The organism is Pseudooceanicola lipolyticus (assembly GCF_002786325.1).
In the GTDB taxonomy this organism is placed as follows: domain Bacteria; phylum Pseudomonadota; class Alphaproteobacteria; order Rhodobacterales; family Rhodobacteraceae; genus Pseudooceanicola_C; species Pseudooceanicola_C lipolyticus.
The window spans coordinates 1-11362 of the sequence record NZ_PGTB01000129.1 but is presented as its reverse complement, the minus strand read 5'-3'; the positions used below and the strand labels follow the sequence as shown (position 1 = coordinate 11362).

The following is an 11362-nucleotide window of genomic DNA, read 5'->3' as shown; positions in this document are numbered from 1 at the left end:
CCGAGGGCGCCGGGCGGCCGCCTCCACCGGGGCCGCCACCGGGGCCGGCGGGTGGCGAGGGCGGAGTATTCTGCAGCTTGCGCACCAGTTCCTCGGGCGCGGGCAGGTCGGCGACATGGGTCAGCCGGATCACCGCCATTTCGGCAGCCATCATCGCATTTGGTGCGGCGGCGACCTCTTCCAGCGCCTTCAGCAACATCTGCCACATGCGCGACAGCACCCGCATCGGCAGTTTTGCCGCCATCTCGGCGCCGCGGGCGCGTTCGTCGGGCGAAATCGTCGGATCCTCGGCGGCGTCCGGGGTGATCTGCACCACGCTGACCCAATGGGTGATCTCGGCCAGGTCGCGCAGCACCGCCAGCGGGTCGGCGCCTTCGGCATATTGCGCCGACAGCTCGGTTAGCGCCGCCGCCGCGTCGCCGCGCAGGATCATGTCCATCAGATCCAGCACCCGGCCGCGATCGGCCAGGCCCAGCATGGCACGGACCTGATCCGCCGTGGTCTCGCCGGCGCCATGGCTGATCGCCTGGTCCAGCAGCGAGGTGGCGTCGCGGGCCGAGCCCTCGGCGGCGCGGGTGATCAGCGCCAGCGCGTCGCCGGCGATCTCGGCGCCCTCGGCGGCGGCAATCCTGCTCAGCAGGCCGATCATGTCCTCGGGTTCGATCCGCCGCAGATCAAAGCGCTGGCAGCGCGACAACACGGTGACCGGCACCTTGCGGATCTCGGTGGTGGCAAGGATGAACTTGGTATGCGGGGGCGGTTCCTCCAGCGTCTTCAGCAGCGCGTTGAAGGCGCTGGCCGAGAGCATGTGCACCTCGTCGATGATGAAGATCTTGTAGCGCCCCTCGCTGGGCCGGGTCTGGGCCATCGCGTTGAGTTCGCGGATATTGTCGACCCCGGTGGACGAGGCGGCGTCGATCTCCAGCACGTCGATGAACCGGCCCTCCATGATCCGGCGGCAGGGTGCGCATTGGCCGCAGGGTTCGGTGGTGGGGCCGCCGGTGCCGTCGGGCCCGACGCAGTTCATGCCCTTGGCGATGATCCGCGCAGTGGTGGTTTTGCCGGTGCCGCGAATGCCGGTCATGATGAAGGCCTGGGCGATGCGGTCGGCGGCAAAGGCGTTTTTCAGCGTGCGCACCATGGCGTCTTGGCCGACCAGGTCGGCAAAGGTTTCGGGCCGGTACTTGCGGGCAAGGACGCGATAGGCGGAAGGCGCGGTGTCTGGCATGGATGCGGGGATTCTCCGTGGTCCGGCGCAGAGTAGAACGGCTGGCGCGGCGCGTCCACCAATGGAACCGTCGCCCGGTGCGCGAGGTTAAGATATATCTGCACCAGGCCAGCAGGGAGGGCGGACGATGCGGTTGCGCGGTGTCAAAGGCAGCAGGAATGTCGAGGACCGGCGCGGCATGCGCCGGGTGGCCGGGGGCGCCGGCGGGATCGGCGGGATCGGGGTGCTGGTGATCCTGGCCATCGGCTATTTCGCCGGGATCGACGTGACGCCGCTGTTGACCGGGCAGGGCGCGCCGGCAGAACAGGCGGCGCCGGCCTCGGCGGAAGAACAGCAGGCGGCCGAGTTCACGTCGCGGGTGCTGGCCACCACCGAAACCGTCTGGAGCGGGATTTTTCGCGAGCAGTTGGGAAGCGAATACGTGCCGCCGGTGCTGGTGCTGTTTTCCGAGGTCACGCAAAGCCGCTGCGGCGGCGCCTCGGGGGCGACCGGGCCGTTTTACTGCCCGGCCGACAACAAGGCCTATCTGGACCTGTCGTTTTTCAGCACGCTATCGCAGCGGCTGGGCGCGCGCGGCGATTTTGCCGCCGCCTATGTGATTGCCCACGAGGTGGCGCATCATGTGCAGAACCAGCTTGGAATCCTGGGCCAGGTCGAGGAGTTGCGGCGGCGCGGCTCCCAGGCCGAGGCCAATGCGTTGACCTTGCGGCTGGAACTGCAGGCCGATTGTTTCTCGGGCATCTGGGCGCGCAATGTCGAGGGGCTGATGGAGCGCGGCGACCTGGAAGAGGCGCTGAACGCGGCGCGGATGATCGGTGACGATCACCTGCAGCGGCAGGCCGGACGGGTGCCGCAGCCGCATACCTTCACCCATGGCACCTCGGAACAGCGCGAGACCTGGTTTGCCCGGGGGTTTGACAGCGGGGCGCTGGAGGCCTGCGACACCTTTGGTGCGGCGCAGCTGTGACGGCGGGGCAAAACTATCCGGGATAGTTTTGCCAAGAGTTTTCAGAAAACTCTTGGCCCCCGCATCCTAGCGCGGGATCGGCAGCTTGCGCAGCACATTGGAATCCTGCCTGGCGCGGGCCAGATCCCAGCCGCCCTGGAACAGGATGAAGAAATGTTCTGCCTGGGCCTGGGCGCTGTCCGGGTCGGCCCCCAGCCGCTCGGCGTGATGCGCCAGTTCGGCGATCCAGCCATCGTAGAAATACTTCAGTTTTTCGCGGAATTCCAGGTTGTCCGGCCCATCATGGAGGGCGCCGGCAATCGGGCAGCCGTCCCAGTTGCCGGATCTGTCGAACAGCTTGGCGATCTTGTGGCAGAAGGTCATCGCGCCATCGTGGAAGGTTTCCGCCGGTTCGAAGGAGGCGGCGATGATCTGCAATATCCCGTCCGAGGCCCAATTGGCGGCGGCGATGGCAAGATCGGATTTGCCGTTGGGAAAGTGGTGATAGAGCGAGCCCTTGGGCGCCTGCGCGGCGGTCAGAATCTCGGCCACGCCGACGCCGCTATAGCCGCGTTGGCGGAACAGCGCGCAGGCGGTGCGCACCAGGCGCTCTTTGGTGGAAAGCGGACGGTCGGTCATGGAATCATCTTGACAGGATTAGACCGATTGGTCCAGTGTGCGTGCTAGACCATTCGGTCTAATGGCGATGGAGGCGGACCATGCTGGACATGCAGTTCACCGGCAGCAGCAGCGAAAGGGCAATTTCCTTCCCCGCCGGCTCGGCGCGCCTGCAGGGCCGGCTGTTCCTGCCTCTGTCACCGCCGCGGGCGGCGGTGGTGCTGAACGGCGCCACCGCGGTGCCGCAGCGCTTTTACCAGGCCTTCGCCCGCTGGCTGGCGGAGGAGCGCGGCCTGGCCTGCCTGACCTATGACTATCGCGATTTCCAAACCTCGGCGCAGGCACATCCGCGCCATTCCAGCGCAACGATGGCGGATTGGGCGCTGAGCGACCAGCCCGCCGCCCGGGCCGAGATGCGCCGGCAGCTGCCCGGCGTGCCGCTCTGGGTGATCGGCCATTCGCTGGGGGGCATGCTGATGCCGCTGCAGGAGGGGATCGACGATATCGCGCGGATGATCTGCGTGGCTTCGGGGCTGGTGCATCACCGGGACCATCCCTGGCCCTATCAGGGCCTGGCGCGGCTGTTCTGGTTCGGCCATGTGCCGTTGGCGGCGCGGCTGCTGGGCTATCTGCCCGGCCGGCTGACCGGATTCGGCCCGGATCTGCCGGCGCCGGCGTACTGGCAATGGCGGCGCTGGTGCACCCATCCGCAGTGTTTCTACCCCGAGATCGGCAGCACCTTGCCGCCGCCCGACTGGCGGCGCAGCGGCGCGCCGGTGGATCTGGTGGGGCTGGCCGATGACCCGGTCTGCCCGCCGGTCAGCGTGCTGAAGCTGGCCGGGCTCTACGGGCAGGACGCGGCGCGGTTTCGCCTGTTGCAGCCGGCGGATTTCGGGCTGGACAAGGTTGGCCATCTGGGCGCCTTTGCCCGGCGCAACCGGGCGATCTGGCCGGCGCTGATCGGCGAGGCGGGCTGACCCGGAGCCATCGAGCGGATTATCGGCAGGCGGTCGCCGCGGTGGCAAAGCGATTGCGGCCTTGGGATCAGACCGGCGGCCGATCTGCGTCGGAGAACAGGTCTTTGACCCAATCGAGGAACACTTCGAGCCGCCGCGAGACAGTTCGATGGCCGGCATGGATCGCGTTGAGTGGGATCGGTTCCGGTGGCGAAGTTTCAAGCACTTCGATCAGCGCGCCACTGGCAAGATCGGTGGCAAATCGGTAGCGCGGCGCCTGGATCAGGCCCAAACCCTGGAGCGCAAGCGCCGCGGCAGTGTCGGAGTTGTCGGTCGAGACGACGCAGGGAAGACGGCGGTGATACGTCGAACCGCCGCGGGTGAACTCCAGTGGCATCACCTCGCCGGTGCGCGAGGACAGGAAGCCCACCATCCGGTGGCCGTCCAGATCGTCGAAGTTGCGCGGCCTGCCGTGGCGGGCCAGGTAATCCGGGCTGGCACAGGTGATTTCCGGCAACGCGCCCAGCTTGCGCATCCGCAGGCTGCTGTCCTCGGGATGGCCGGCGCGCAGGGCGCAATCCACCCCGTCCCGCACGATGTCGACAAAGCGGTCGCCCTGCGAAAACGAGATGGTGAGGCCCGGAAACCGTTTCAGAAACGCCGGCAAATGCGGGACCAGGAAGGTGCGGGTCAGCAGCCCGGAAGCGTCGATTCGCAGATGCCCGGTGGGGCTGGCTTCGGAAAACGTGCTGAAGGTGTCCTCGACCTCGGCCAGAATGGTCTTGGCCCGGCGGTAGAACGCTGCGCCCTCTGGGGTGGTCGCAACGTGGCGGGTGGTGCGGGCCAGCAGGCGTACCCCGGTCTCGCGTTCCAGCAGATTGATCGCATTGGTCGCGGTGGAGCGGGCAACCCGCAATTCCTGCGCGGCGCGGGCAAAGCTGCCGCCTTCCACAATACGGGTAAAAAGTTCGAGCCGGTCCAGCCTGTCCATTCCGTTTGTTAGTCCAAACCGAATTATGATGTCAATTTTCAGGCAATTGTTCAGATCACGGCGGTGTCTTAGCTGTCTCTCACACAAGAATGGAGATCGCCATGAGCCCTGAAAACAGAACCGCCATTGTCACCGGCGCCTCGCGCGGCATCGGCGCCGAGATCGCCCGCCACCTGGCAGCGGATGGAGTATCGGTGGTTGTCAACTATGCCAGCAGCCCCGGCGCCGCCGAGGCCGTTGTTGCAGAGATCACCGATGCTGGCGGCCGCGCCGTGGCGGTCCGCGCAGACCTGAGCGTGCCCGCGGCCGCCAGCGACCTGTTCGACCAGGCGGAGGCTGAATTCGGCAGCGTCGACATCCTGGTGAACAATGCCGGAATGATGCAGCTTTCCCCGATCGCGGGGGCAGAGGACCCGCAGATCGACGCGCATGTCGCCCTGAACCTCGCCGCGCCGGCCCGGCTGATGCGCGAGGCGTCCCGGCGGATGGGCGCCGGCGGGCGGATCGTGAACCTGTCCTCGTCCGTGGTCGGTCTCTACCAGCCCGGCTATGGCCTCTATGCGGCGACAAAGGCCGGGATCGAGGCGTTGACCCACATCCTGGCAAAAGAGCTGGGGCCACAGGGCATCACCGTCAACGCGGTGGCGCCCGGTCCCGTGGGTACCGATTTTTTCCTCGCTGGCAAGTCCGAGGCGCTGGTCGAGCAGATCAAGAAGATGAATCCCTTCGGTCGCCTGGGCACACCCGAAGACATCGCGCGGGTGGTGCGTTTTCTGACCAGCGAGCAGGCGGGCTGGATCAGCGGCCAGGTCATTCGCGCCAATGGCGGCGTGATCTGATGGCACGGGTGCTGATCACCGGCGCGTCCAGCGGTTTCGGCGCGATGATCGCCGACGAACTTGCACGTGCCGATCATCACGTCTTTGCCACCATGCGCGATCCTGACGCCCATGCGGGGGCGCCCGCCGCGCGGGTTGCGGCGCTGGCCGCCGAAGGGCGACGCATCGAGGTGCTTGCGCTTGATGTGACCGATGACGGTTCGGTGGCCGAGGCGGCGGCCCGGGTCGTGGCGCGTACCGGCGGTATCGACGTGCTGGTCCACAATGCCGGCCACATGGTTTTTGGCCCGGCCGAGGCCTTTACCCCGGAACAGCTTGCCCAACTTTACGATGTGAACGTACTGGGCACGCAGCGGGTGAACCGGGCGTTTCTGCCGGCGATGCGGGATGCGCGGGACGGGTTGGTGGTCTGGATCGGGTCCAGTTCGACCCGGGGCGGCACACCGCCGTTCCTTGGGCCGTATTTCGCGGCGAAGGCGGCGATGGATGCGCTGGCGCAAAGCTATGCGCTTGAACTGTCGCGGTTCGGGATCGAGACCAGCATCATCGTTCCGGGGGCGTTCAGCACCGGCACGAACCATTTCAAACATGCCGGCGCGCCCGAGGATTCGGGCCGCGCCGAGGCCTGGTGGCGCGGACCCTATGCCGGGGTGGATGACACTGCCCTTGCTGCCCTTGCCGCGCTGGAACCGCCCGATGCCGACCCCGACTCGGTGGCGCGGGCGGTTGCACAAATTGTCGCGATGCCCAAGGGCGCGCGGCCATTTCGCACCCATCTCGATCCGTCTCAGGACGGTGCCGAGATCGTCAATGGCGTGGCCGATCGTGTCCGCGTCCAACTTCTGGAGCGGATCGGCCTGGCCGATCTTCTCCGGCCCCAACCCTGAAAGGAAGGCAACCCATGCCATACGTGAATATCAAAACCCCCGAGGCGGGACTATCTGCGCATCAGAAGGCCGAAATCGGCCATCGCGTGACCAATCTTCTGGTTGAATATTTTTCCGAGGCGGCGCGCCCGCACACCATGGTGCTGATCGAGGAGGTGAAGGACGGCGGCTATTACCGGGCCGATGAGACCTTCGTGATCCCCGACGGCTATCGCGCAACCTGAAACGGGATGCCTCCAGCCGGCAGGACATGGTCTCTGGAGGTTTCCCAAATCGTTCCCGACGCAGGCCGGTCGGGGGCGATTGCCCGTTGCCAGCCGTTCCCAAGCGGCACGCCGGGGCCGGGTTGAAAGAAAGTTGAGAGGCCCCGAGAAAGTCTGATCTGTGACGCCCGAGCATTGGGCTGAAGCCACGGGCATCATCCTCAGATCGCGGACACGACCAGGGCTCTTAACCTTCACATCAATGCCAGCGCCCGCACCGGCCGCTTGCTCGCACGCGACTTCTCCGGCGCCTGCGTCGATGCCGGGCGCAAGGAACGACCGGGCGCTGCGTTCGTCAAAGGCATCGCCGAAACGGTCGAAGCCTGCGCGCAGGGCGTGTCTGGAAGCCTGGTTCTGCCGTTCGAAACACCGGCTTATCTGCCCGGCGGTCCGGCTGGGCCAAACCTGTGTTTACCAGGGCGAGGCGGTGCATCCGGGCGCCCCGACGATCCGAAGCCTACCCCCCTAGCACGATCAACGCGCTGGGCGACGACCTGCCAGCCATTGTCGGGGCCGCGTGCCTTATTCGCGGAAATCGGAATGGCATGCCCCGCAGGCCTTGCCCAACTGCTGCATCACCGGGCGCAGATCGGCCTCACTCGTGACCGTGCCGGCCAGGCCGCGGGTCAGGGATTCGAGCTCGGATGCGCGCGAGGTGAAGCTGTCAAACTCATCCCAGATCACCGGCAGCGCCTCTGATTTCGGATCGGTTGCCGCGGTTTCGAACAGCGCCGGGATTTCGGATGCTTCCCGAGAGATGTTCAGCAGGGCGGCGCGCGCCGCGTCGGCGTCGAAAGGCATCACACCTTTTGCCATCGCGCCGATGAGCTTCATCTGCTTGGCCAGTTCCGACATCCCCATCATCCGGTGCATAACATGTGGATCCTTGACCCCGCCATGGGCAAGCGCGGCGGTTCCGGTGACCATGAGCGCCAGAGCAATGTATTTCTTCATCGGGTAAATTCCTCATCTCGGGGGCGCCGCCGCCGCAGCGCGACTCTGATCCGTTTGGCGCGGCCTATTCCGCGGTGTCGGGGCCAAGATCAATCGGCCCGTTCAGGCCATCAAGAATGGCGCAGTCGGGATCGTCATTGCCGTGGCACTTGTCGATCAGGGTTTCCAGCTGCTGTTCAAGCGCGCGCAGCTGCCGGATCTTGGAGCGCACCGCGTCGAGGTTCCGCAGCGCAAGCGCCTGCACATCGCGGCTGGCCCGCTGCGGATCGGCGTTCAGATCCAGCAACTGGCGGCATTCCTCCAGCCCGAAGCCGAGGTGCCGTGCCTGGGCCAGCAGTCGCAGCTGGGTGATCTGGCGGCTGCCAAAATCGCGATAGCCGTTCTGGGCACGGTTGGCGGCGATCAGTCCGATATCTTCGTAATAGCGGATCGTCTTGACCGAAAGCCCGGTCTCTTTCGCGGCATGTCCGATGTTCATGGGCAGGTCCTTTCAGGTGCAGGATAAAGGTTCCGTCAACTGGAAGGTCAAGTCCGATATCACCCCGCTTGGGCGGTGCCGCCGCCCGGCCCCGGTGGTTTTGTTGCCGTCACCAAGGGGAAGCCGCCAAGGTCTTGTGGCCGGACGGGCACGATGATCCGAACCTGTAGGGCCGATATGTTCGGGCTGCGACACGACCGCTACAGGCTTGAGCTGCGCAGCCGCAGCGCGTTGCCGATCACCGAGACCGAAGACAGGCTCATCGCTGCCGCGGCCACCATCGGCGACAGCAGCAGGCCGAAGACCGGGAACAGGATCCCGGCAGCGATGGGAACGCCGGCCGAATTGTAGATGAAGGCAAAGAACAGGTTCTGGCGAATGTTCCGCATGGTTGCCCGGGCCAGACGCCGCGCCCGGACGATGCCGCCCAGATCGCCTTTGACCAGGGTGATCCCGGCGCTTTCCACCGCGACATCGGCGCCGGTGCCCATGGCGATGCCGACATCGGCCGCGGCCAGCGCCGGCGCGTCGTTCACCCCGTCCCCGGCCATGGCCACCGAGAGGCCATCGGCCTTCAGCTGTTTCACCAGCGCGTTCTTGTCCTCGGGGCTGACCCCGGCATGGATCTCGTCGATCCCCAGTTCGCGGGCAACGGCCATTGCCGTGGCTTCGGCATCGCCGGTGGCCATGACGATACGCAGGCCCAGATCGCGCAGCGCGCGGATCGCCTGGGGCGTGGTCTCCTTGATCCGGTCGGCGACGGCGACAAGCCCCGCCGCCCTGCCGTCGATGGCGACGAACATGGCGGTCTTGCCCTCGGCCTGGAGTGCCCTGGCACGGTCGGCGAGGGCATCGGTTTCCACCGCGAGATCCGCCATCAGCGCCGCGTTGCCCAGCGCCACGCTGCGGCCATCGACCGTGCCGGTCACCCCCTTGCCGGTGACCGCCTCGAAATCGGTGCTGTCTTTGCGGCGGGCGCCCCGGTCTTCGGCTCCGGCGACAATCGCCTCGGCCAGCGGATGTTCCGAGCCGCGTTCAAGCGCCGCCACCAGCATCAGCATCTCGGCCTCGTCGATGCCTTGCGGTTCGACATCGGTCAGGGTCGGCTTGCCTTCGGTCAGGGTGCCGGTCTTGTCGACGATCAGCGCATCGACCCTGGCAAAGCGTTCCAGCGCCTCGGCATCGCGGATCAGAACCCCGGCCTGGGCGCCGCGCCCGGTGGCGACCATGATCGACATCGGGGTGGCGAGGCCCAGCGCACAGGGGCAGGCGATGATCAGCACCGATACCGCCGCGACGAAGGCATAGGACAGGGCCGGTGCCGGGCCGAGTGCCCACCAGGCCAGGAAGGCCAGCACCGCGACGGCGACGACCGCAGGCACGAAATAGCCCGCGACCCGGTCTGCCAGCGCCTGGATCGGCGCGCGCGACCGCTGGGCGCTGGCCACCATCTGCACGATCCGGCTGAGCGTGGTGTCGTCGCCGACGGTCTGCGCCTGCATCAGGAAGCTGCCGGACTTGTTGAGGGTGCCGCCGGTCACCGGCTCTCCCGCGACCTTTTCGACCGGGACCGGTTCGCCGGTGATCATGCTTTCATCCACCGACGAACGGCCCTCGGTCACCACGCCGTCCACCGGCACGCTTTCGCCCGGGCGCACGCGCAGGATGTCGCCGGATTTCAGCTGGTCCAGCGGCACATCTTCCTCGCTGTCGTCAGAGACCCGGCGCGCGGTCTTGGGCGCCAGGTCGATCAGCGCGCGGATGGCGTCGCCGGTGCGCTCGCGCGCGGCCAGTTCCATCACCTGCCCCACCAGCACCAGCACCAGGATCACCGCTGTTGCCTCGAAATAGACCGGGGTCATGCCCATGCCATCGCGCATCTGCGCCGGCAGCAGGCCGGGGGCCAGCAGCGAGACGATGGAAAACAGGTAGGCCGCTCCGGTGCCGAGCGCGATCAGCGTCCACATGTTCAGCGCGCGGTGCATCACCGAGGCCCAGCCGCGTTTGAAGAAGGGGCGGCAGATCCAGACCACCGGTGTCGCCAGCGCGAATTGCAGCCAGCCAAAGGCGCTGTGACCGAACCAGTGGGCAAAGGGGATGCCGAGATGGGCGCCCATCTCAAGGATGAACACCGCCAGGGCCAGCGGCGCGGTGATCCACAGCCGCCGCTTGAAATCGACATATTCCGGGTTCGGTCCGCTGTCGGCCGAAGGCGTCATCGGTTCCAGCGCCATGCCACATTTGGGGCAGTCGCCGGGATGGTCCTCGACGATTTCGGGATGCATCGGGCAGGTATACTGGGTGCCTTCCGGCATCGGTTCGGGCGCAGGTTGATCGCCCAGGTATTGTTCCGGATCCGCTTCGAATTTCGACTGGCATCCGGCAGAGCAGAAATAATGCCGCTGACCCTGATACCGGGCCATATGCTGCGCGCTGGCGCGTTCGACGGTCATGCCGCAGACCGGGTCGCGCGCGGTGCGATAGCCCTCGGGGTCGTTGACGAATTTCGCCCGGCAACTGTCCGAGCAGAAGTGATAGGTATGGCCGTCATGTTCCGCCGACGGCTTGCCCGCCTCCGGATCCACAGTCATGCCGCAGACCGGATCGCGGATGATCTGCTCCGTCGAGTCCTGTCGGGTCTGCGCGTTGAACATGGCTTGGCCTTTCCATCAGAGAACTGGGTCAGCGCTGCATGTAGGGCTTCCAGTTGCTGGAGGGTCAAGCGGTGAGTTTCAATTTGTGCAGGATGTCCAAGCCGGTGGCCCGACCCGCGGCGCTGCCGGTAACGTTGCGCTTGCGTTGGACGGCCGGATCTGACCGGTCAAACCTTGCGACCCGTGATCGGCAAGCCGGGCATCACCCCGCGCCAACCGGCTGCCAACGGGGTATTCCGACCGAGAGAGGGGAAAGTGAGAGGCTGGACAACGACCCAAGCGGGGCTCGTTACGGCTGCTTCCTTCCGGACCTGACCGGGTTGGCGAGGCGCCTGCCCGCGCCAACCTCTCGACGCCTCATATAGGCTGCGCTTTGCGGATTCGCAACCGGGGCTGCTCAGATCTGCAGGCTGATCCGCAGGAAGCCCTCGGCATCCAGCCCTTGGTTGCGCAGGCCGCGGTCCGCCAGCTCGGCGCGCAGGCCGGCACCCTGACCTTCATGGCGGGTGGCTCGGATGCCGGGTTCAAGAAGGCCGAACCGCTGTTCG

The 11362-nt window shown here is 66.5% G+C and carries 11 protein-coding genes and 1 other RNA gene; 5 read left to right on the top strand and 7 right to left on the bottom strand.

Features of this window, described 5'->3' with window-relative positions:
• Positions 1-1228, bottom strand: a 1228-nt coding sequence (locus CVM52_RS19845; protein WP_100164163.1) for a DNA polymerase III subunit gamma/tau, incomplete at its 3' end; no start/stop codon positions are given.
• A gap of 127 nt (positions 1229-1355) precedes the next feature.
• Here CVM52_RS19845 and ypfJ point away from each other — a divergent pair.
• Positions 1356-2195, top strand: coding sequence for a KPN_02809 family neutral zinc metallopeptidase (ypfJ, locus tag CVM52_RS19840; RefSeq protein ID WP_100164162.1), 840 nt, complete (start codon positions 1356-1358; stop codon positions 2193-2195).
• A gap of 66 nt (positions 2196-2261) precedes the next feature.
• On the opposite strand, the gene CVM52_RS19835 is transcribed toward ypfJ, so the two are convergent.
• Complete coding sequence (locus CVM52_RS19835) at positions 2262-2813, bottom strand: TetR/AcrR family transcriptional regulator (protein ID WP_100164161.1); 552 nt, start codon at positions 2811-2813, stop codon at positions 2262-2264.
• An 80-nt stretch (positions 2814-2893) separates the two neighbouring features.
• Between CVM52_RS19835 and CVM52_RS19830 the strand changes: the two genes are divergently transcribed.
• Positions 2894-3769, top strand: a complete 876-nt coding sequence (locus CVM52_RS19830; protein ID WP_100164160.1) for an alpha/beta hydrolase family protein — start codon at positions 2894-2896, stop codon at positions 3767-3769.
• A gap of 67 nt (positions 3770-3836) precedes the next feature.
• Here the strand turns inward: CVM52_RS19830 and CVM52_RS19825 are convergent, their stop codons facing one another.
• Positions 3837-4739 (bottom strand): LysR family transcriptional regulator, encoded by a 903-nt coding sequence (locus CVM52_RS19825; RefSeq protein WP_100164159.1) that lies wholly within the window; start codon positions 4737-4739, stop codon positions 3837-3839.
• A gap of 101 nt (positions 4740-4840) precedes the next feature.
• Between CVM52_RS19825 and CVM52_RS19820 the strand changes: the two genes are divergently transcribed.
• The 3 genes from CVM52_RS19820 to CVM52_RS19810 are packed head-to-tail and all read left to right on the top strand — an operon-like array spanning position 4841 to position 6689.
• Positions 4841-5578, top strand: a complete 738-nt coding sequence (locus CVM52_RS19820) for an SDR family oxidoreductase (RefSeq protein WP_100164164.1) — start codon at positions 4841-4843, stop codon at positions 5576-5578.
• The gene (locus CVM52_RS19815; protein WP_100164158.1) at positions 5578-6465 is read left to right on the top strand and encodes an SDR family oxidoreductase; all 888 of its coding nucleotides are present in this window, start codon (positions 5578-5580) and stop codon (positions 6463-6465) included. The genes CVM52_RS19820 and CVM52_RS19815 overlap by 1 nt, the downstream gene beginning before the upstream one ends.
• A 14-nt stretch (positions 6466-6479) precedes the next feature.
• Positions 6480-6689 carry a tautomerase family protein gene (locus CVM52_RS19810; RefSeq protein ID WP_100164157.1) on the top strand — a complete coding sequence of 70 codons (210 nt, stop codon included), beginning with the start codon at positions 6480-6482 and terminating at the stop codon, positions 6687-6689.
• Positions 6690-7250: 561 nt separating this feature from the next.
• Here CVM52_RS19810 and CVM52_RS19805 read toward each other — a convergent pair.
• The 4 genes from CVM52_RS19805 to ffs all read right to left on the bottom strand — a co-directional run bounded on the left by CVM52_RS19805 (position 7251) and on the right by ffs (position 11165).
• Positions 7251-7682, bottom strand: a complete 432-nt coding sequence (locus CVM52_RS19805; protein ID WP_100164156.1) for a c-type cytochrome — start codon at positions 7680-7682, stop codon at positions 7251-7253.
• A gap of 64 nt (positions 7683-7746) precedes the next feature.
• Positions 7747-8160 (bottom strand): Cu(I)-responsive transcriptional regulator, encoded by a 414-nt coding sequence (cueR, locus tag CVM52_RS19800; protein ID WP_100164155.1) that lies wholly within the window; start codon positions 8158-8160, stop codon positions 7747-7749.
• Positions 8161-8360: 200 nt separating this feature from the next.
• Positions 8361-10814, bottom strand: a complete 2454-nt coding sequence (locus CVM52_RS19795; protein ID WP_100164154.1) for a heavy metal translocating P-type ATPase — start codon at positions 10812-10814, stop codon at positions 8361-8363.
• Positions 10815-11068: 254 nt separating this feature from the next.
• Positions 11069-11165: signal recognition particle sRNA small type (ffs, locus tag CVM52_RS19790), an RNA gene on the bottom strand.
• Between the last annotated feature and the right edge of the window lie 197 nt (positions 11166-11362).